Annotated in this window: 23 protein-coding genes; 11 read left to right on the top strand and 12 right to left on the bottom strand. The window is 61.9% G+C overall.

Going from position 1 to position 19966, the window contains the following annotated elements:
* Positions 1-93 precede the first annotated feature (93 nt).
* The 3 genes from DXT77_RS02970 to DXT77_RS02960 all read right to left on the bottom strand — a co-directional run bounded on the left by DXT77_RS02970 (position 94) and on the right by DXT77_RS02960 (position 2754).
* On the bottom strand, positions 94-1263 hold the full coding sequence (locus DXT77_RS02970) for a hypothetical protein (RefSeq protein WP_119426566.1): 1170 nt from the start codon (positions 1261-1263) through the stop codon (positions 94-96).
* Positions 1264-1437: 174 nt separating this feature from the next.
* Positions 1438-1809: a DUF6124 family protein gene (locus tag DXT77_RS02965; RefSeq protein WP_119426565.1), complete on the bottom strand. Its 372-nt coding sequence runs from the start codon at positions 1807-1809 to the stop codon at positions 1438-1440.
* Positions 1810-2166: 357 nt separating this feature from the next.
* A complete protein-coding gene (locus DXT77_RS02960) occupies positions 2167-2754 on the bottom strand; it encodes a LysE family translocator (protein ID WP_119426564.1) in 588 nt (195 codons plus the stop codon).
* A gap of 143 nt (positions 2755-2897) precedes the next feature.
* Between DXT77_RS02960 and DXT77_RS02955 the strand changes: the two genes are divergently transcribed.
* The gene (locus DXT77_RS02955) at positions 2898-3683 is read left to right on the top strand and encodes a type 1 glutamine amidotransferase domain-containing protein (RefSeq protein WP_119426563.1); all 786 of its coding nucleotides are present in this window, start codon (positions 2898-2900) and stop codon (positions 3681-3683) included.
* Here DXT77_RS02955 and DXT77_RS02950 read toward each other — a convergent pair.
* Entirely contained in the window at positions 3661-5898 is a 2238-nt protein-coding gene (locus DXT77_RS02950) for an ATP-binding protein (protein ID WP_119426562.1), read from the bottom strand. The two genes, DXT77_RS02955 and DXT77_RS02950, sit on opposite strands and share 23 nt — an antisense overlap.
* Entirely contained in the window at positions 5895-6500 is a 606-nt protein-coding gene (locus tag DXT77_RS02945) for a biliverdin-producing heme oxygenase (RefSeq protein ID WP_119426561.1), read from the bottom strand. The genes DXT77_RS02950 and DXT77_RS02945 overlap by 4 nt, the downstream gene beginning before the upstream one ends.
* Before the next feature lie 273 nt (positions 6501-6773).
* Here DXT77_RS02945 and DXT77_RS02940 point away from each other — a divergent pair, with 273 nt between their 5' ends.
* Positions 6774-7394 carry a LysE family translocator gene (locus DXT77_RS02940; RefSeq protein WP_119426560.1) on the top strand — a complete coding sequence of 207 codons (621 nt, stop codon included), beginning with the start codon at positions 6774-6776 and terminating at the stop codon, positions 7392-7394.
* Here the strand turns inward: DXT77_RS02940 and DXT77_RS02935 are convergent.
* Complete coding sequence (locus DXT77_RS02935) at positions 7391-7804, bottom strand: VOC family protein (protein ID WP_085733099.1); 414 nt, start codon at positions 7802-7804, stop codon at positions 7391-7393. The genes DXT77_RS02940 and DXT77_RS02935 overlap by 4 nt on opposite strands.
* A gap of 109 nt (positions 7805-7913) precedes the next feature.
* Here DXT77_RS02935 and DXT77_RS02930 point away from each other — a divergent pair, with 109 nt between their 5' ends.
* Genes DXT77_RS02930 through DXT77_RS02920 form a run of 3 tightly spaced genes read left to right on the top strand, consistent with a single transcriptional unit; the run spans position 7914 to position 10437 of the window.
* Positions 7914-8996 (top strand): bifunctional transcriptional activator/DNA repair enzyme AdaA, encoded by a 1083-nt coding sequence (locus DXT77_RS02930; protein WP_119426559.1) that lies wholly within the window; start codon positions 7914-7916, stop codon positions 8994-8996.
* A 22-nt stretch (positions 8997-9018) separates the two neighbouring features.
* Positions 9019-9816, top strand: coding sequence for an isocitrate lyase/phosphoenolpyruvate mutase family protein (locus DXT77_RS02925; RefSeq protein ID WP_119426558.1), 798 nt, complete (start codon positions 9019-9021; stop codon positions 9814-9816).
* 3 nt (positions 9817-9819) lie between these two features.
* Positions 9820-10437, top strand: a complete 618-nt coding sequence (locus tag DXT77_RS02920) for a DNA-3-methyladenine glycosylase (protein ID WP_119426557.1) — start codon at positions 9820-9822, stop codon at positions 10435-10437.
* 105 nt (positions 10438-10542) lie between these two features.
* On the opposite strand, the gene DXT77_RS02915 is transcribed toward DXT77_RS02920, so the two are convergent.
* From DXT77_RS02915 to DXT77_RS02905, 3 genes are all read right to left on the bottom strand, one after another.
* Positions 10543-11640, bottom strand: coding sequence for an extracellular solute-binding protein (locus DXT77_RS02915; RefSeq protein ID WP_119426556.1), 1098 nt, complete (start codon positions 11638-11640; stop codon positions 10543-10545).
* Between the two features lie 2 nt (positions 11641-11642).
* Complete coding sequence (aguA, locus tag DXT77_RS02910; protein ID WP_119426555.1) at positions 11643-12758, bottom strand: agmatine deiminase; 1116 nt, start codon at positions 12756-12758, stop codon at positions 11643-11645.
* Between the two features lie 99 nt (positions 12759-12857).
* Complete coding sequence (locus DXT77_RS02905) at positions 12858-13742, bottom strand: LysR substrate-binding domain-containing protein (RefSeq protein WP_102621920.1); 885 nt, start codon at positions 13740-13742, stop codon at positions 12858-12860.
* 208 nt (positions 13743-13950) lie between these two features.
* On the opposite strand from DXT77_RS02905, the gene DXT77_RS02900 reads away from it, so the two are divergent.
* On the top strand, positions 13951-14439 hold the full coding sequence (locus tag DXT77_RS02900; protein WP_119426554.1) for a GFA family protein: 489 nt from the start codon (positions 13951-13953) through the stop codon (positions 14437-14439).
* Positions 14440-14539: 100 nt separating this feature from the next.
* Complete coding sequence (locus DXT77_RS02895) at positions 14540-15337, top strand: MipA/OmpV family protein (RefSeq protein WP_119426553.1); 798 nt, start codon at positions 14540-14542, stop codon at positions 15335-15337.
* Between the two features lie 6 nt (positions 15338-15343).
* Here the strand turns inward: DXT77_RS02895 and glp are convergent, their stop codons facing one another.
* The 3 genes from glp to DXT77_RS02880 form a co-directional block, all read right to left on the bottom strand.
* Positions 15344-16549, bottom strand: coding sequence for a gephyrin-like molybdotransferase Glp (gene glp / locus DXT77_RS02890; RefSeq protein ID WP_119426552.1), 1206 nt, complete (start codon positions 16547-16549; stop codon positions 15344-15346).
* Positions 16546-17085 (bottom strand): molybdenum cofactor biosynthesis protein B, encoded by a 540-nt coding sequence (gene moaB, locus DXT77_RS02885; protein ID WP_119426551.1) that lies wholly within the window; start codon positions 17083-17085, stop codon positions 16546-16548. The genes glp and moaB overlap by 4 nt, the downstream gene beginning before the upstream one ends.
* Before the next feature lie 72 nt (positions 17086-17157).
* Positions 17158-17355: a hypothetical protein gene (locus DXT77_RS02880; protein WP_119426550.1), complete on the bottom strand. Its 198-nt coding sequence runs from the start codon at positions 17353-17355 to the stop codon at positions 17158-17160.
* A 29-nt stretch (positions 17356-17384) separates the two neighbouring features.
* Here DXT77_RS02880 and DXT77_RS02875 point away from each other — a divergent pair, with 29 nt between their 5' ends.
* The 4 genes from DXT77_RS02875 to moaD all read left to right on the top strand — a co-directional run bounded on the left by DXT77_RS02875 (position 17385) and on the right by moaD (position 19965).
* Positions 17385-18284 (top strand): LysR family transcriptional regulator, encoded by a 900-nt coding sequence (locus DXT77_RS02875; protein WP_085708636.1) that lies wholly within the window; start codon positions 17385-17387, stop codon positions 18282-18284.
* Between the two features lie 108 nt (positions 18285-18392).
* Positions 18393-19235 carry a formate dehydrogenase accessory sulfurtransferase FdhD gene (gene fdhD / locus DXT77_RS02870; protein ID WP_119426549.1) on the top strand — a complete coding sequence of 281 codons (843 nt, stop codon included), beginning with the start codon at positions 18393-18395 and terminating at the stop codon, positions 19233-19235.
* Positions 19232-19717 carry a cyclic pyranopterin monophosphate synthase MoaC gene (gene moaC, locus DXT77_RS02865; RefSeq protein WP_119426548.1) on the top strand — a complete coding sequence of 162 codons (486 nt, stop codon included), beginning with the start codon at positions 19232-19234 and terminating at the stop codon, positions 19715-19717. The genes fdhD and moaC overlap by 4 nt, the downstream gene beginning before the upstream one ends.
* Positions 19714-19965, top strand: coding sequence for a molybdopterin converting factor subunit 1 (gene moaD / locus DXT77_RS02860; RefSeq protein WP_114882252.1), 252 nt, complete (start codon positions 19714-19716; stop codon positions 19963-19965). The genes moaC and moaD overlap by 4 nt, the downstream gene beginning before the upstream one ends.
* Position 19966 lies beyond the last annotated feature (1 nt).

The raw sequence follows: 19966 nt of genomic DNA, 5'->3' as shown, positions 1-19966 counted from the left end.
GCCCGCGTTGCTGCGGGCCGTGAGGGGAGCGGGCGGAGTCATTGGGCATGACTTTGCTGCAGGTGAAGAAATGCGTTTTCTCCCCCTTTCCCTTTACGCCAAATAAAATCCTATGCCGTTATTGGGAAATTCCGCAGTTTGAGAGTAATAGGAAAAGGTTCCATATTGAGCGTTGTAACCTTGCGCGGAATTGCCATTCGCCGGTCCCGTCCAAGCGAGGTATTGGGTCGGCAGGGGTTGTGGGGGCCAATTAAATACTGGTGGGTTGTAACATCCGAGTGCAGCTTGAATTTGCGGCGTCATTGAGATCGCGTTGTAATTAGGCAGAGCTTGTAAATACAAGGGATAGTTCATACCTACATAGTGGAATATGGCGACGTTATAGATATTTGAAACCACCACCTGATAGCTGACTGCCGAGCCGCTTTGATCCCTGATAGTAATTGTGGCGATCCCGTTGTGCATTCCTTCGACTTTGCCCTGTGCATTTACTTGGGCGATATGACTTGGAAATGCCTCATAAGTGTAGGGACTAACCCCCCCACTAGGGAGACGTGTAGCCGTGTTGCCTGGAGCATCTCGCACATTGTGAGCCCGGATATGGCCACCTCGAACCATCACCCCATTAAGATGGAGTACCGAGGTATCGACGCTCAGTGCCTGGATCACAGTCAGCGTTCTCGGCGGCGTCGATACAGGACCCGAATCATAGTTGCCTTCAATCTCATAACTACGACGTCCCGGTACTTGAGTGGCCGTGTTGCAGACCCAGTCGCCGTTTCCGTCAACACCGATCAGCCCCGGTTGCCGAACACCGTCAATACGTAGATAACAGGTCGAATTCGCCCTGGCTTTGCCACTCATGGCAAACAACGTCTCGGCGGTGCTGGTGCCCTCAGGAATTTCTTTCCCGCTGACCAAACCCTTGATCGAATCAATCGTTAGCGTCTCGGCCGCACCCACGGTCAAGCCCCATTGGTCGAAGGGTGCCGAACTCGAGTTCGCACGCAAGCCAAAGGTGTGCACCCCGTCAAGCATGTTCAGCTCCTGATGGAGGTAGCGGCCGCTCTGGTTGAACACGCTGCCGGGTGGCGTCAGAACCTTAAGGGTGCCGCCATGGGTGTCGGTTATTTCCAGCGGATCTCCGGGCGGCCCGTCAGCTCCGATCTCAATGCCTTTGGATTGCGTAATATCGGGGTTATTCAGCGGGGTCCCGCCCGGGTGCGTGGTAAAAAAAGAGAAAACCGGATTCTGGGTGCTCATGGCAAACGCTCCTTCGTGATGTCGAATGACGCGGCAGTGGCCTCAGCCATCGAACGCCTTTCGTCTGGAGCATCGCTACTGTCAACTCTGACAGTAGCGACAGGTGGTCATGCTTGATTCGCTCACATCCCACATGAAAACAGTCCGCATGCAGACCGTTTCTTGTTCAACGCATCAAACAGCCGTATCCGCCGCCACCTCCAGATTATCCAGCACCCGATTCACCGCCAGTTCCGCCAGCATGATCAGTTGCCCGATGCCCAGCAGCACATGCCGCTGCGGCGCATCGATCATCCCGGCGAAATCACTGGCCATGGTTTTGGCCGAGGTCAGGGTTTCGCAGGCGTCGGCGAGCAGCTCTTCATTCGGGATGCCGGGAGCGATGAGGTAGCGGGTGTTGGGTTTGAGCAGCGGTTTTCTGGGATGGAACGGATTGAGGTAGTGATCGAGGGCGCGGTCGGCGGCTTCGTGGAATTTCCTGGAATCGAGGGTTTCGTAGGGCGAGGTCGGGTCGGTTTCGGGTGGGTTTGGCGTTGGTTTGATCATGGTAAAACTCCCTGATTGATGGAGCTGCCACGGTTCGCTGCGAAACGAAAGGAGGTGACAGCTGTACGCGGGTTCGCAGACCGGGAATCAAGGAACCCGGCATACCCGAAGGTATCCCGCGCACAACCGCCATTACGCGATCAGCCAAAAAAGCTGAACGGAAACGACGCTCTGGGCGCCTTGATTGATCCGGGCTGCGAAACCCGATCGCTGATTCGTCAGCGACCGACACACGATAGAACCCGGCCCCAAGGCCCACAAGCCGGCGGATTCTGGCGGATGCGTAGGCAATGGCGCAAGGTGTTGTGGCTTGCCGGACGCATCCTTAAACACCTTTAAACCCAAGGCCCGCCACGCTCACGGCAGCAACAGATACCCCGCACTTACCGCCAGCAACAAAGCCATCACCCGGTTGAACAAGCGCATCCCCGCCGGGTTGCCGAGATAGCCGCGCAAGAACGTCCCGGCATACACCCAGCAACCCACCGACAGATAACAGATCACCAGATACACCGCCGCAAACTGCCACACCAGCCGTGCTTCACCGTCGGCCACAAACGCGCCCATCCCCGCCACACAGGCGAGCCAGGCCTTGGGATTGAGCCATTGCATCACCGCACCGTAGAGCATTGACGGCGCCCTGCCCGATTCTCCCGTATTTAGCTGGCCGTCATCGGTGGCCAGTTTCCAGGCCATGAACAGCAGAAACGCCACCCCGGCCAGTTGCACCGCACGGGTCAGCGACGGCCACAGTTTCAACACTTCGTGAAGACCGAGCCCCATCAACACCAGCAATAACACAAACCCCAGCGTCGCCCCGGCCACGTGCCGCTGACTGGCGCGAAAGCCGAACTGCGCGCCCGAACTCAACGCCACGATATTCACCGGCCCCGGGGTAATGGACGCGGCCAGGGCAAACGCCGCCATCGACACAATCAGACTCATCGCACACCTGCTTCAAATCGAGGAACAAGGCGCTCACGGTAACCAGCGCCCTGCCCTTCGGTATTGAATGAAATTACCCCCCGCGCCTGCAGACCCACTACGCTCTACCTCAGTGACCACGCTCGACCAGGAAGTCGCCCTCGATGATTCTGATTCTGTTGCCAGCCGCCGATTACGACCCAACCGAAAGCAGCGTGCCCTGGCAGGCCATGCGCGATGCGGGTATCGAAGTGCGCTTTGCCACGCCGCAAGGTTTGCCCGCCCACGCCGACTCGCGACTGGTGGACATCGGTTTCGGCGTGCTGAGTTCGATGCTGATGACGCGCAAGGCCGATCTGGACAGTTACGCGAAAATGATCGAGTCCGAAGCGTTCAGGCAGCCGCTGGCGTATGCCGATGTCGACCCGAGCCAGTTCGATGGTCTGCTGATTCCCGGCGGCCACGCCAAGGGGATGCGCACGCTGCTGGAGTCCAAGCAGGCCCAGCAGATCGCCCTGCAATTTTTCAAAGCCGAAAAACCCGTGGCGGCGGTGTGTCATGGCGTGTTGTTGCTGGCCCGCACGCTCGATCCCGATACCGGGCGTTCGGTGTTGTTCGGGCGCAAAGTTACGGCACTGCTGGCGGCAACCATGGAATTGCCGGCGTGGCTGATGACAGCTGCGTGGCTGGGACGCTACTACCGCACCTACAAGCAGACCGTCGAGGCAGAAGTGACCGCCGCACTGGCCCGCAAGTCCGACTTCGTGCGAGGCCCACTCATCGCCAAACGCGACCAGGCAGAGAACCCGCAAATCGGTTTTGTGGTGCGCGACGGGCAACTACTCACGGCCCGCTGGCCCGGCGACTGCCATCGATTCGCCGCCGAATGGGTGGCCCTGTTGCAGGCCACCCGCCGCGAGCCAGTATTCAGTCCAGACGTGGCACGGTGAAGCGGAATTCGCTGCCCTGCCCCGGCTCGCTCTCGGCCACGATCCGCCCGCCATGGGCCTCGACGATGCCTTGCGTGATGTACAGGCCCAGCCCGGTACCGTTCGGGTTGCCTTCCTTCACCGTCCAGTAACGGTCGAACACATGCGGCAAGTGATCCTTGGGAATGCCTTCGCCGCTGTCGCGCACCGTGAAGACGATGTCGTCACCGACCGATTTGGCAAACACATCGACCGTGCCCAGACGCGGCGTGAACTTGATCGCATTGCCGACCAGATTCGACAACACCTGGAACAATCGCTCAGGATCGGCATGGATGCTCAGGTCGGGATCGGCCTCGAACGAGATGCTGATGTCCTTGTCCAGCGCCAATGGTGCAAGCAGTGACTGCGCCTCTTCGAACATCTGTGCGACATCGAGTTTCTGCGGGGCGATGGTGTAGCGCCCGGCGTCGATTTTCGAGGTATCGAGCAAGTCTTCCAGCAGCGTGTTCATGCGCCCGGCGGCTTGCTGCATGGTGTCGATAGCAGTGGAGATGCGCCGCGAAGTGTGCGGCCCGTCGGAGCTGAAAGCCTTCTGCATCATGCCGCACAGCATCGAAATAACCGTCATCGGATTGCGCAGATCGTGGGAAACCACCGCCACCAGCTCATCCCGGGCGCGCACCGCTTCCTGCTCGCGACGCACCTGGCGGGCCAGGTCGTTTTCCAGTGCCGAGCGGCGCAGGTCATTGGCCGCAAACAGGTCGCCGTGACTCCACTTGGTGGAAATCCCGGCCATCTCGACTTTCCAGATTTCGAACGAAGTACGCGGCCGCAGGCGCAGGCCGGCGTCGGAGTTTTCCAGATCCAGCGGCTTGCGCGGGTCGCCGCTCCAGTTGATGTTCTCTTTGACTTCCGGGCGGAACCACAGCACGCCGTTGTCCACCGGTTTGGGCAGGCTCATGGCGAGCACGCCGCTGGCGACCTGCTGAAACTGCGCGGCCGGCGGGTAGACGCTGGCCAGGTGATGACTGGCAAACACCGGCTCGCCACGCTCCTGCAACCATTTGTGCAGGGCGCGGATTTCTTCCGGCTCCGGGCAGTTGCCGTAACGGTGCAATTGCTTGTCTTCGATGATCGCGATGCCACCGGCATTGGCCAGCGCCATCAGGACCTGCGGCTGGTTGGCCAGGCCATCGAAGACGTTCTGCGGCGAATCGATCATCGCTTGATTGAGCAACGCCAGCGCCTCGACCTTTTCTTCGCGCTGACGACTGACTTCCAGCGCTTCCATTGCGCTGATCTGCAACGACAGCACCTGACCGATGGTCTGGCACGCCGTGCGTAATTCGTGCGGCACGTGCAGCGGCTGACGGTTGCCGCAACTGATCAGGCCCCAGAGCCGGTCGCCCTTGAGCAGGGAAATGCTCATCGAGGACAACACGCCCATGTTCTTCATGTACTGGCAGTGAATCGGCGACACGCTGCGCAGCGTGGCGAAGCTCAGGTCCAGCGGGGTCTGGGTGTCCGGACGCAACTTGGGCACCAGCGGCACCGGTTGGTAGTCGGCATTCGGGATGATCCGCAGCCAGTTGGTGCGGTACAGCTCCCGGGCCTGCTCGGGGATGTCCGAGGCCGGGAAAAACAGACCGTTGAAGACTTCCATCGACGGGTCGGACGCTTCGGCGATGACCTGACCGTGGCCCTCCTCTTCGAAGCGATAGATCAGCACCCGGTCGTAACCGGTCATGGCCTGGATTTCCTTGACGCTGATGTCGTACAGCGCCTGCAGGCTCTGGGCCTTTTGCAGGCGCGCGAGCATCCGCCCGAGGTGGGTTTCGGTGCCGGCGACGTTGCGCGGCTGGAAGTTTTCGACGTGGATTTCCAGCTCCAGAATCAACACATCCTGATGCCGATGCAGCAAGCCTTCGAACGCCGTGCCGTTGAGGCGAAAGTGCAGCGGCGGCGCGTCCGACAGGGTCGGCTGCTGCAAGGCCTCGCGAACCTGCGCGGCATGGGCATCGCCAATCAGGCTTTGCAGCGGCTCGCCGATCAGTTCCTGTGCCGGACGCGCGAGCAAGGTCTCGACGTTGGCGCTGACCTGAATGATCGAAAGGTCCGGCTCGCTCAGGGTCAGCAGCAGACCGTGGGGCTGGATCGCACCGGGAAAGCGGATCGGTTCGTCGGCGCAGTTGGCCAGCAACTCTTCAAAGGCTTCTTTGTCTTGCGGGGTCATACCAGAACCTCCTGGCTTTCGAGCCAGCGCTCGAAACAGCTGAATGTGGTGTGGGCGGCCGCCACGACGGCATCACGCTCGTCGGCGTCCATCGGGCGGCTGCCCAGGTATTCGATGAAATCGCGCCAGCGCCGGCCGGTGGCGGCGCCGTAGACGTCCAGAAACGCCGCGCCGTTGTCCGCACCCAGGCTCAGTCGTGCGGCGATTTCCCGGCGCAGGATCTGTCCGCCGAGGGTCGCGCCTTCGAGCACGTACAGCACGCCCAGGCAGGCGGCGGCGGAATCAATGGCGGGCAACTGACGGCAGAGTGAAAAGCCCCCGCCCTTTGCGCCCAACGCGTGCAGGTCCCGTTGCAGGGTCGGCGCCTTGAGGCGCGAAGCCAGATCGAAATCGGCGGGGATCGCGCCGCTGTCCTGCAACGCGGCTTCCAGCGGCTGATAGAAGCCGTAATAGGCGCGCATCAATCGCTCGAAAGCGTGCAGATCAAGGGTGTCGGAGAAAAAAGGAAGGCGTTTTTCCAGGGCGATGTGCAGTTCGGCGGTGCCGGCGCGCAAGTCCTGCAACACCGGTGGCACATGAACCTCGCGGGCCTTTGCTTGCATGTAGTCGCTCGTACAGTGGGCCGCCTGGGGCCATTAGGGAATGGAAACGCATGGCGCGAAAGCTTACACGGCAATTGTCCTTTCTGACCCGGCAGATAATTTTTTCTGGCGGATTCATCACCCTGTGACGGTTTCAGAGTTGACGGGGCGGTGGAAAGTTCGAACGGATTCACGCCCGACAATCGCTGTACCGCGACTCCGCAGCCTGACTGTACGGTTCCGGCCTGCCGCCAGCGTGATAAAAATAGCCGTCCCGCCACCGGAGCCCGCGCCATGGATCTCGCCACCCTTTCCCTGTTTCTGCCCGCCTGTTTCGCCTTGAACATGGCGCCCGGCCCGAACAACCTGCTGTCGGTCAGCAACGCCACCCGCTACGGCTATCGCCGCGCCTGCGTGGCCGGGGTCGGTCGGTTGCTGGCGTTCGCCGGTATGATCGCCCTCGCGGCGGCGGGGCTGGCGGTGGTGCTGCAGACGTCCGAGCTGTTGTTCTACGGGATCAAGATAGTCGGCGCGGGGTATCTGCTGTATCTGGCGTGGCAGCTGTGGCGGGCCAATCCTGCCGCTGAAGACGCCGTTACTGCACCGGCAAGTGGACTGCTGGCGCTGGCACGTCAGGAATTCCTGGTGGCCGCAGGAAATCCAAAAGCAATTCTGATCTTCACCGCTTTCTTGCCGCAATTCGTCGACCCGAACCGCGCCATCACCCCGCAGTTCATGCTGCTGGGGGTGCTGTTCCTGCTGCTGGAATGGATCGCGATCAGCGTCTACGCGTACATGGGCCTGCACATGCGCCGCTGGTTCGCCGAGCCGCGCGGCAAGCGGATTTTCAACCGTTGCTGCGCGGGGCTGTTGTCGGCGGCGGCTTCGGTGTTGCTGATGGCCAAACGGGCCTAAGCTTCGGACGGGCCTTTGAGTTCGACCTGATTGCCGTCCGGATCAAAGCAGTACAGCGACAGGCCGTTGCCCTCGGCACCGAAACGGGTGGCGGCCTTGTCGACGGTCAGGCCGCAGGATTGTAAATGGCTGATCAGCGCCGCTTCATCGAACGGCTCGATGCGCAGGCAGAAGTGATCGACATTGCGCCGCTCGCTGCCGGCAGCGGCGCCGCCCTTGCGGCCGATTTCGCCGTCGAGGTCGACCAGATCGATCATCGACGTACCGGCACGCAGGTGCACCAGACCGAACTTTTCGTTGCGCTTGACCACTTCGGCGCCGAAGACCCGGTCGTAGAAATCAATGCTGCGTTGCAGATCGGCGACGCGCAGCACGATGTGATCGATGTGGTGAATCGTGAACGGTGGCATACCTTCATTTCCCGAGTTGTAGCGACCCGATCACTGTAGTGCAGCGGCCCGAAAATTCACTGTCGATTTTTCGGTGGAGCCATCGAATAACTGGTTTTATCCTCGGCCCATGAACATACAGACCGCTGTCCTGCCCCCTCACGCCGAAATGGTTCGCGCCATGCTCGCAAGTGACACTGCCTATGAAGGCGTGTTCTTCACGGCGGTGAAAACCACCGGGATTTTTTGCCGCCCGACCTGCACGGCGCGCAAGCCGAAACCGGAAAACGTCGAGTTCTTCGCCCACGCTGACGACTGCCTGTCCGCCGGTTACCGCGCCTGTCTGCGCTGCAAACCGCTGGACGCTGCCGCCATCGCCCCGGACTGGGTGCAACGGCTGTTGAAAGCCGTCGACGCCGATCCGGAGCTGCGCTGGAGCGATGCGCAATTGCTCGCCGAAGGCATCGAACCGCTGAAACTACGGCGCTGGTTCAAGCAGCATTTCGGCATGACCTTCCATGCGTGGCTGCGCACCCGCCGGCTCGGCGTGGCCTTAGGCGGGATCAAACAAGGCACGTCCATCGACCACGCGGCGTTCGATTCCGGCTATGAATCCCTCAGCGGCTTTCGCGATGCGTTTCAGAAGTCATTCCACATCACGCCGGGACGTGCAGCGGCCAGCGAGCCGCTGCTGTTCACCCGCCTGACCACGCCGCTGGGGCCGATGATCGCCATGGCCGAGCGACGCGGGCTGGTGTTGCTGGAGTTTCTCGACCGTCCGGCGCTGACCCGGGAAGTCGAAGAACTGCAAAACCGCTACGGCTACGTCGTCGCGCCGGGGCACAACGCGCATTTGCAGCAGATCGAAAGCGAACTGGCGCTGTACTTTGCCGGCAAACTGAGCGAATTCAGCGTGCCGTTGCACCTGCCCGGCAGCGAGTTTGCCCGTCAGGTCTGGGCCGAACTGCGGCAAATCCCCTACGGCCACACCAGCACTTACGGCACCATCGCCGCGCGCCTGGGCAAACCTGGCGCCAGCCGCGCGGTGGGCCTGGCCAACGGGCACAATCGGCTGTCGATCGTGGTGCCTTGCCATCGGGTGATCGGTGCGGACGGCTCGTTGACCGGCTATGGTGGTGGGCAACCGCGCAAGGCGTTTTTGCTCAGGCTGGAAAACGCTGCCGTGCAACTGACGCAACCGCTGGCTTTCTGAACGACGACAAGAAGGGATTTCGATGAACGCGCTCGACACACAGTTTCACCAGTTGCACCACGATGGCCTGCTGATCCTGACCAACGTCGCCGACGCCACGGGCGCGCGGCTGGTCGAGCAGCTCGGCGGCAAAGCGGTCGCCACCAGCAGCGCCGCCGTGGCCTGGGCCCACGGTTACCCGGACGGCAACACCCTGCCACTGGAGCGCTTGATCAGCACCGTTGAGTCGATTGCCCGTGTCATCAAGGTGCCGCTGAGCGTGGACATCGAGGCCGGTTATTCCGATGACCTCGACCGGGTCGCCGAAGTGATCGATGCGGTGGTCGCCGCCGGCGCGGTCGGGATCAATATCGAAGACGGCAGTGGCACGCCGGAACTGCTGGCCCGCAAGATCGAAGTGGCGCGCAAGGTTGCCGACAAACGCGATGTGAAGCTGTTCATCAACGCCCGCACCGACGTTTATCTGAAAAGTCTGGTGCCGGCCGAGGATCGCGTTGCCGAAACCTTGCGCCGCGCAGCGCTGTATCAGGCAGCCGGGGCTGATGGGCTGTTCGCCGCCGGGGTGACGTCTGCCTACGAAATCGAAGCGATCTGCAAAGGCACGGCTTTGCCGGTCAACGTCCTGGGCTTGGCCGGCCTGCCCTCCCCCGACGAACTGAAAACCCTCGGTGTGCGCCGCTTGAGTGCCGGCTCCGGGATCGCCGAGTTCATGTACGGCGCCATGGGCTCTCTGGTGAAAAGTTTCCTCGCCAGCGGCAAGCTCGATACCCACGACCTCAAGGCCTTCACCTATGGCGAAGTCAACGGTCTGCTGAAGTAAGCCATGCCCGATCCCTACCAACCAGCCAGCGAGTTTCTGGCCAGCCTCGACGCCGACTGGCAGCGCCACATTGCTGCAGTCGGCCCTTGCCTGCATCAACCGCATCCGGCGCGGGATCCTTATGAATCGCTGGTGCGGGCGATTGCCTATCAGCAACTGCATGCCAAGGCTGGCGACGCGATTGTCGGGCGGCTGGTGGGGTTGTTTCCCGGACAGACGTTTCCGCGTCCGGAGCAGATCCTTGCCACGGATTTTGATCGATTGCGCAGTTGCGGGTTTTCGGCGGGCAAGATTGCGACGATTCAGGGGATTGCCCAGGCGACTCTGGAAGGCGTGGTGCCAGATTATTTGACTGCGCTGGCGATGGAGGATGAAGCGCTGATCGAGCGTCTGGTCAGCCTGCGCGGGGTTGGGCGCTGGACTGTCGAAATGTTGCTGATTTATAGCCTGGAGCGGCCGGATATTTTGCCGGCGGATGACTTTGGCGTGCGTGAGGGGTATCGGCGGTTGAAGGGGCTGGAGGTGCAGCCGACGCGCAGGCAGATGGTCGAGATCGGGTTGGGGTGGCGTCCGTATCGCACCGTGGCGGCGTGGTATTTGTGGCGGGTAGCCAAGCCGTAGACCGCGTTATCGTTCATCGCGAGCAGGCTCGCTCCCACAGTTGAAATGCGTTCCAAATGTGGGAGCGAGCCTGCTCGCGATGGCGTCTGTCTGTTCAATGACGCATCAAAGGCCGGACTTCAACCGACTGAACGCCCGAATCAAAGCCCGGTTGAACGCCTTGCCATTGTCGTTCTTGCTGTACAGAGAAGCCCTAACCGCCTCCGGCGGATAAGTCCCCGGATCATTGCGAATCGCCGGATCAATCAACCCGTCCGCCGCCGTGATCGCATTGGCGTAGTGAATGGTATCGGTGATCGGCGCGATCACCTCAGGCGTCATCAAATAATCCATCAATGCCATTCCGGCCTTGGGATGTGGTGCACCCTTGGGAATGACCATCGCATCGAACCAGATCAGCGTGCCCTCCTTCGGAATCCGGTAATTCAACTTGAACGGCTTTTTCGCCGCCTCTGCCTGACCCGCCGCAATGGCAACGTTGCCGTTCCACGACATCGCCACGCAGGTGTTACCGTTGGCCAGGTCGCTGATGTTCAGGTCATTGTCGAAATAGCGGATGTAGGGGCGGATCTTCGCCAGTTGCTGCTCGGCGAGTTTCAGGTCATCGAGGCTCTGGCGGTTGATGTCCAGGCCCATGTACTTCATGACCGCCGCGAATACTTCGTTCGGATCGTTGAGCAGGCTCACCCCGCAATCGGCGAATTTCGACACTACCGCCGGATCGAACAGCATCGCCCAGCTGTCCCGTGGCGCCTCCGGCAGGCGCTGCTTCACGGCCTCCTCCTGATAGCCGACGCCGGTGGTGCCCCAGGCGTAGATCCCGGCGTAGCGGTTGCCCGGATCGAACACCGCCATGTGCTGACGGAACTCTTCACCGACTCCGGAAAAATGCGGGAGCTGCTGCTTGTTCAGGGTCTGGATCGCACCGCTCTCGATGGCCCGCGACAGGTGCTGGCCGGCGGTCAGCACCAGGTCGTAGCCGCTGCGGCCAGTGAGCAGTTTGGTTTCGACGGTCTCCAGTGAGTCGAAGTGATCGGCGACCACCTGAATCCCGGTTTTCGCCTCGAAATTCTTCAGGGTGTCCGGGGCCAGGTACTCGCCCCAGATATACAGATTGACCACCGGCTTCGCCGGCTCGGCGGCCTGCACACACAGGGGTGCAAGCACCAGCAATAACGCTTTACTCAGTTTGTGCAGGCCCATGCTCAGGCTCCTTTTTTCTGGCCGGCGTATTGCGGCATGGTGATGCACGCGACGTTGCCGCCACCGAGCAGGATTTCCCGGGAGTTTTCGATGCCGACAATCTTGTGCTGCGGGAACAGTTCGGCGAGGGTCGCCAGCGCCACCTGATCGTTGCGATCACCGAACAGCGGCACCACGATCGAGGTGTTGCCGGCGTAGTAGTTGATATACGACGCGCAGATTTTGGTGCCGGCCTGACGGGTGTGGGTGCTGTCCTGCTGATCGAGGCCTTCGGCTTCTTCGGCGGTCCACTCCAGCACGTCCGGCTGCGGCAGCTTGTGCACGATCAGTTCGCGGCCACGGCTGTCGCGGGTACTGCGCAGGATGTCGTAGGCCTCCTGGTAGATTTCCCACTGCGGATCGTCACGGTTGTCGGTCCATTGCAGCACCACTTCGCCGGGGCGCACGAAGCACGCGAGGTCGTCGACATGGCCGTCGGTTTCGTCGAACTTGCAACCGCGCGGCAGCCAGATCACTTGCTCGGCGCCGAGGTAGTCGGTCAACCGGCGGGTCACTTCGTCCTTGCCCAGATGCTGGTTGCGATTGCGGTTGAGCAGGCATTGCTCGGTGGTGAGGATGCTGCCCTGGCCGTCACTCTGGATGCCGCCGAGTTCGGCAATCAACGGGGCGCGGTAGCGGTCGAAACGTTCGATTTCGAGGATCTTGCTGGCGATCTGATCGTCCTTGTCCCACGGGTAGTAGAGCCCGCCATCGAGGCCACCGTAGGCATTGAATTCGAAATCGACGCCACGCACTTCACCGCTCTGGTCGTTGACCACGAAACACGGGCCACTGTCGCGGAACCAGGTGTCGTTGCAGGTCATCTCGACTACCCGCACTTGCGGCGGCAACTGGCGGCGGGCGGTGGCGAACTGGGAGGCCGAGGCGCAGACCGTCACCTGTTCGCTCTGGGAAATCGCGGTGACGATCTGTACCCAGACTTTCTGCGCTGGCTTGGCGCCGTTGCGCCAGACGTCGGTGCGCTCCGGCCAGCCGAGCCAGCAACCGGACTTGGCTTCGAATTCGCCGGGCAGACGGAAGCCGTCCTGTTTCGGGGTGGTGTCGAGCAAACGTGCCATGGTCAAACCTCGTCATCGGGATGGGAATGACCTCAGGCTACGGTCGCGAGCGGTCGGCTCGCCAACGATGATTATTTCGGAACAGTTGAATTCAACTCATCAATCCGCCAGCTGATCGTTGAACCATTCCAGCATCTGCGCCACCGCCGGACGCTCCAGCCGCACCCGCTCGCAGACCAGCGCGTATTGGCCCAGCGCGGTCATGCTGGAGGTGAACGGACGCACCAGACGTCCGCTCTGCAAGTCTTCCTGCGCCGTGAGGTTATCGCCCATCGCCACACCCTGCCCTTGCGCCGCCGCCTCCAGCGCCAGCCCGGCGTGGGCGAAATACAACTGACGTTCCGGGCGCAAGTCGCCGGCATGGCTGGTGAGCCACGCGGTCCAGGTCTTGCCGTCCTGATCGTCGTGCAGCAGACAATGGCGGGCCAGGTCCTTCGGGGTTTTCAGGTTGCCCTGGTTGAACAGACCCGGACTGCACACCGGGAAGAACTGCAACGCCGGCAGCGGGCGAACGAAATACGCGCTGCTGTCCACCGGACCGGTGCCGTAGGTGATCGCCAGATCGATGTCTTCGCCGGGTGCGGTGGCGTCGATCGGCTGTTCGTAGAGGTGCAAGGTGATGTGCGGATAACGCGCGTAGAAATCGGTGAGGCGGTTCATCAGCCACTTCTGCGCCAGCTCCGCCGTGACCGCCAGCCGCAACACGGCGAGCGAGGATGGATCGCGTAATTCATCGCATGCATCGCCGATCAGTTCGAAGGCTTGTTGCAGGCTCTGCATCAAGCGCCCGGCGGCGATGGTCGGGCGGATCTGCCGACCCTCGCGAATGAACAGCGACACGCCCAGTTGCTCTTCGAGCTGGCGGATCTGATGACTGACGGCGCTGTCGGTAACGCACAGCTCGGCGGCGGCCCGGCCGAAATGCGCGTGGCGGGCGGCGCATTCGAAGGTTCGCAGGGCGGCCAGGGAAGGTAGTCGGCGCATGGGTTTGGGTCCCTTTTTTTGCGGACATGCTGACCTTCGGATTCGTGGGCGTCCAGTTGTACCGCGTTATCGTTTATCGCGAGCAGGCTCGCTCCCACAGTTGGACCGTGTTTCAAGTGTGGGAGCGAGCCTGCTCGCGATGGCGTCAGCACATTCACCCCTTCTCTTCTAGGCTGAACCGCATCGACAAAAAATACCGGAGGCCACCATGCACCTCGAAGGCTCCTGCCACTGCGGCGCGGTTTCATTCACCCTCGACAGCGCCCACCCCTACCCTTATCAGCGCTGCTACTGTTCGATCTGCCGCAAGACCCAGGGCGGTGGCGGCTATGCGATCAATCTTGGCGGCGACGCAGCCAGCCTCAAGGTGAGCGGACGCAAACACATCACGATCTACCACGCGAAGATGAAAGACGATGGCGGCAAACGCGCTCATCGCAGCACCGCCGAGCGGCATTTCTGCTCGTTGTGCGGCAGCGGTCTGTGGCTGTTCAGCCCGGAATGGCCGGAACTGATCCACCCGTTCGCCTCGGCCATCGATACACCGTTGCCGGTGCCGCCGGAGCACACCCACCTGATGCTCGGCTCGAAAGCGCCGTGGGTCGAAGTGCAGGCGAGCGCGAAGGACCGGCAATTCGAGGTCTACCCTGAAGAGTCCATCGCCCAATGGCACGAACGACTGGGATTGACCCGTTAGCCGCCTTCACAGTCTTTGACAGTTTCCCGACAAAGCTGCCAAAGATTGCCGGGCGACGCCCGCCTAGCATGGCGCATCCATCTTCCCCATCGGGTGCCCCATGCCGGTTTCGCTGCGTACTTTTTCGCTGTCCCTGACCTCCCTTTGTCTGTTGCTGCCCGGCGACTCGCTACGTGCCGAAGACTGGCACACCACGCTGCGCGCCGGGGCGGCCAGTGCGCCGCGTTACAGCGGCAGTGATGAACGAGTGGTGGCGCCATTGGTGGGTGTCGAAATCGTCAGCCCTTACGGTGTGTTCCTCGACACTAGCCGAGGCCTCGGCTGGGGTTTCGATGAAGAGGATTTCGGCCTCAGCGTCTACATCGGCGCCAGCGACGTGCGCAAGGATCGCAAGACCGGTTACAAAGGCTCGGACGAACTCAACGGCATGGGCTCGATCAAGTCGCGCCCGGTGATCGGGCTCGACGGCACGTATCACCTCGGCCCGCTCATTCTCGGCGCAAGTTTCGAACATGCACTGGAAAAGGACGACGATGACCACGACACCGGCTCGTCCTGGAACCGCCTCAAACTGAGCATCAGCGCGCCGCTCTACGAAGGACGATTCGGCAAGGTTTCCGGCGGCCTCAACAGCCAGTTCGGCGACAGCAATTACATGCGCACCTGGTACGGCGTCAGCGACGCCCAGGCTTCGCGCAGCCAGTTCCGCGCGTACAAGGCCCGGGCCGGGTTGATCAGTCGCGGCGCTGACCTGACGTGGTCATTGCCGCTGGACAAGCAATGGAGCGTGTCGACGGTGCTGGCGGTGCAGTACCTGAATCACGAAGCCGCCGACAGCCCGATTGTCGAGCGTCGGCTGCAGACGTCCCTTGCCGGGCAAGTGATCTACACCTTTTGATCGTGCTCAGAACAGCTCGCTGAACGGAATGAAGCGCAGTGGATCGCCCATTCGCAACGTGCTGTTCTCCGGGATGTCCACCAGCCCGTCCGCCCAGGTCGCGCCAAGCAGCACGCCGGAACTCTGGTTCGGATATAGCGCCGCTTGTCCGCCCTCCAGACGCACCCGCAGGTACTCGCGGCGGCTGCCGGGTTTCGGCCAGTCGAACCCGGCGTTGACGGTGAAGCTCAACGGCATCACCTCTTCCACGCCTTGAATGCGCAGCAGATACGGGCGCGCCAACAGGCCGAAGGTCACCAGTGCCGAGGTCGGATTGCCCGGCAGACCGATCACCGGCACCGTGCCGAAATGCCCGACCGTCAGCGGCTTGCCGGGTTTGATTGCGAGTTTCCACAGCAGCGGTTTGCCGTTGTCACGCAGCACCTGGCCGAGGCAGTCGGCATCACCGGCAGACACGCCGCCGGTGGTCAGAATCAGATCGGCCGCCACTTGCAACTGCTCAAGTTTGAGCCGGGTCTGCGCCGGGCGATCGGGAAGAATCCCGGCGTCGATCACCTCGCAACCGAGTTCGCGTAACCAGTGGTCGAGCAAGGTGCGATTGCTGTTGTAGATGCTGCCGGGACGCAAAGGCTGGCCCGGTTCCACCAGCTCATCACCGGTCGACAGCAATGCCACGCGCGGACGACGGACCACCGGCAGATGGGTCATGCCCTGCCCCGCAGCCACCGCCAGTTCGAAGGGGCCGAGGCGTTTACCTGCGCGCAGCAGAGTGTCGCCGACACGGTTTTCCTGGCCCTGGGCGCGGATGTTCTGGCCGACTTTCAGCGGCTGCAGAAACCGCACGCGACCGTCCTCCAGCACCTCGGTGTTTTCCTGCATTTCCACGCAATTGGCGCCATTGGGCAATGGCGCGCCAGTGAAGATCCGCGCGCAGGTGCAGGGCAGCAAGGCGTCCGGCGCCAGCCCGGCATAGACCCGCTGCGAAACGCCCAACGGCTGGCGATGCAGATCGGCGAGATTCAAGGCGTAACCGTCCATGGCGCTGTTCGGCCATGGCGGCAGGTCGAGGGTCGCGACCAGATCGCTGGCCAGCACTCGACCGCGCGCCTCATTGAGCGGCACCGGTTCGCTGTCCGGCAGGCGCTGTTCGTTGGCCATCGCCAGCAACTGGTCGAGTGCGTCCTCGACCGGCATCAATCCGGGCTTGCTCATCCCCTTGGCCCGCAGGCTTGCACCGGTTTGAGATGCGGGACGAAGTTGCACGGGCGGTGACGGTTATCCAGTTGCTCGGCGAGGATGCCCTCCCACGCCGTGCGGCAAGCGCCGGTGGAACCCGGCAGGCAGCACACCAGCGTGCCGTTGGACAGGCCTGCCAGCGCACGGCTTTGTATGGTCGAGGTGCCGATGTCGAGTATCGAGATGGCGCGGAACAGTTCGCCGAAACCGTCGATCTGCTTGTCCAGCAGGCAAGCCACGGCTTCCGGGGTGCTGTCGCGGCCAGTGAAACCGGTGCCGCCGGTGATCAATACCACTTGGATGTTGTCGTCGGCGATCCACTGCGCGACCTGGGCGCGGATCTTGTACAGGTCGTCCTTGAGCAGGTTGCGTTCACTCAAGGTGTGGCCGGCTTCGAGCAAGCGGCTGACCAGCAACTGGCCGGAGGTATCGCTGGCGTAATCGCGGGTATCGCTGACCGTCAGCACGGCAATATTCAAGGGAACAAACAGGGCATCCGCTTTAACACTCATGGCACTCTCCGGCCTTCGCCAATTCAATTGGGCCAGAGCCTAAGTGCCACTTATCAAGACTGTCTAATCACTCTAACCAACCACACTATCGACCCGCTCTATCGGCTGTTTTTTTATCGGGCGGCGCTCACTGATCCAGCCAATGAAACCGGCCATGATTGAATCCCTCGATAGCTTCTTCAACGCTTCCGATTGGACGTAAAACGCGATCAATGGGATCGTCGCCACCTGCGCTTTTCGTGCGCCGTACGCATCTGCGTCAATACTCAATCCAAATTTCCCTTCGAGCAGGTGCCATCGTGGACATCAAACAACTCAAGTTCCTGATCGCGCTGGACGAAACCCGCCACTTCGGCCAGGCCGCCGCGCGCTGCCACATCACCCAGCCGACCCTGTCGATGCGCCTGCGCAATCTGGAAGACGAGCTGGATCTGGTGCTGGTCAATCGCGGCCAGCGCTTCGAGGGTTTCACCCAGGCCGGCGAACGCGTACTGGCCTGGGCCCGCACGTTGCTGGCGGCCCACGACGGGTTATTCGCCGAAGCCGCTGCCTGTCGCGGGCAACTGGTCGGCAGCCTGCGTCTGGGGCTGGTGCCGCTGAGCAACTTCAATCCGGTCAATTACATTCAGGGTTTGTCGGGGATATTTCCCGAGCTGAAATACAGCCTGTCGTCCCTGAGTTCGGACGAGATCATCGAAGGCCTGGGCAACAATCAGCTGGACCTGGGCGTGTGTTATCTGGACCACGTCAACCCGAACTATTTCGAGTTTTTCGAGATCGGCGAAACCCGCGTCGGCCTGCTCTACGACACCCGTCACTTCCATTTCGAAGGCCCGGAAATGAGCTGGGAAGACGCCGCCGAACTGCCGCTGGGGATGATCACCACCGGCATGCATTACCGCAAATCAATTGACCTGAGCTTCCGCAGTCGCGGGCTCAATCCACAGCCGATCATGGAAAGCGATTCGACCTATCAACTGCTGCAGGCGATCCACCAGGGTTTCTGCTGCTCGATCATGCCGCTGGACAGCGGGCTGGAAGAACCGATCGAGCACCTGGCCTTCATCAACCTGCCGGATGCCAGCGTGCTCGCGCCGCTGGGGCTGGTGATGCGCAAGACCGAACCGCGTTCGGCGATTGCCGAGAAGTGTTTTGCCGAGGCGCGGAAGATGTTCGGGATCGAGGCGCCTGCCGTTTAACGCCTTCAGTGATCGACCAATCCAATCACTGCATCGGAACAAGCGATTGGACGCACTTTTCCCTGCCCCGTAGCCTGAACCCACTTCAGCGCTTCGGGGATTTTCAGGATGCTGTGCCAGGTTGAACCAACCATCGAAACGGGCGATGCCAACGCCCCCGCGCCACAACCGGCGCAGGTCGCTTATCGCGAATACCTCGACGACACGCCGGTGTCCCACGCGGCGTTGGCGGCCGAAATCGCACTGGCCATCAGCTACAACGGCTTGAACCAGGCGGTGATGATGGTCTCGCCCGGCAACATCGAGGACTTCATTCGCGGGTTCAGCCTGAGCAACGCCATCGTCGACAGCCTCGATGATATTCATGACATCCGCCTGACCCATTTCGACCAGGCCTGTCAGGCCGACGTGCAGATTTCCAGCCGTGCATTCTGGGCCCTGAAGGATCACCGGCGGCAGATGGCGGGCACCAGCGGTTGCGGCCTCTGCGGTGTGGAAGCCCTTGAACAGGCGCTGCCGCAACTGGAGATCCTGACGCCGACGCCGCTGCCACCGGCCGCGCATTTCGACGGCATCCGCCAGCGCATCGAACAGGCCCAGCAACTGGCGCGCAGCAGCGGCGCACTGCACGCGGCGTTGTACTTCGACGCCGACGGCGAAGCGCTGCTGTGCCGCGAAGACATCGGCCGCCACAACGCCCTCGACAAGCTGATCGGCGCCCTGCAATTCGAAGGCCTCGATGCGCGTCAGGGCTTCGTCGTGGTCACCAGCCGTTGCAGCCTCGAACTGATCCACAAAGCCGTGCGTGCCCGCCTGGGCACCCTCGTCAGCCTGTCCGCCCCCACCGCGCTGACCGTGCGTTGGTCACTCAAGCACCGCTTGAACCTGATCCACGTCCCGCACCGTAACGCCCCGCGAATCTACAGCCCGATCCAGGAGCCAACCGAATGAGCGACACCCTCACCCACCTCGACGATCAGGGCCGCGCCAACATGGTCGACGTCAGCGACAAAGCCGCGACCCGCCGCGAAGCTACCGCCCAGGCCTGGGTACAGATGCGTCCGGAAACCCTGCAAATGATTCAGTCCAACGGTCACCCCAAGGGCGACGTATTCGCCGTGGCGCGGATCGCCGGGATTCAGGCGGCCAAGCGCACCCACGAACTGATTCCGCTGTGTCACGCATTGCTGCTCAGTTCAATCCACGTCGAACTCAAGGCTTGCGAACCGGACCGCGTGCAGATCACCAGCACCTGCCGCCTCACCGGCCAGACCGGGGTCGAACTCGAAGCCCTGACCGCCGCCAGCGTCGCCGCGCTGACGATCTATGACATGTGCAAAGCGGTGGACCGGGCGATGGCCATCGGCGACATCCGCCTGCTGAGCAAACAGGGCGGCCGCTCAGGGCACTTTCAATGGGAGAACCCGCAATGATTCTGATCAACTACTTCGCCAGCTACCGTGACCGGCTCAATCTTGGGGGTGAAAAGATCCCGGTGACGGATTCACTCAACAGTGTCGAAGACGTGCGGCAGATGCTGATGCAGCGTGGTGATCTGTGGCGTGAAGTGCTCGGCGCCGGCAACCTGATGTGTGCGGTGAATCAGGAGCTGTGCCAGCCGGATCAGGCCATCGAGGATTTCGACGAGATCGCGTTTTTCCCGCCGGTCACGGGAGGTTGAA

Source organism: Pseudomonas sp. 91RF, assembly GCF_003576265.1.
In the GTDB taxonomy this organism is placed as follows: domain Bacteria; phylum Pseudomonadota; class Gammaproteobacteria; order Pseudomonadales; family Pseudomonadaceae; genus Aquipseudomonas; species Aquipseudomonas kribbensis.
The sequence above is the reverse complement of the archived record's forward strand: the minus strand, read 5'-3'. Positions and strand labels throughout refer to the sequence as shown.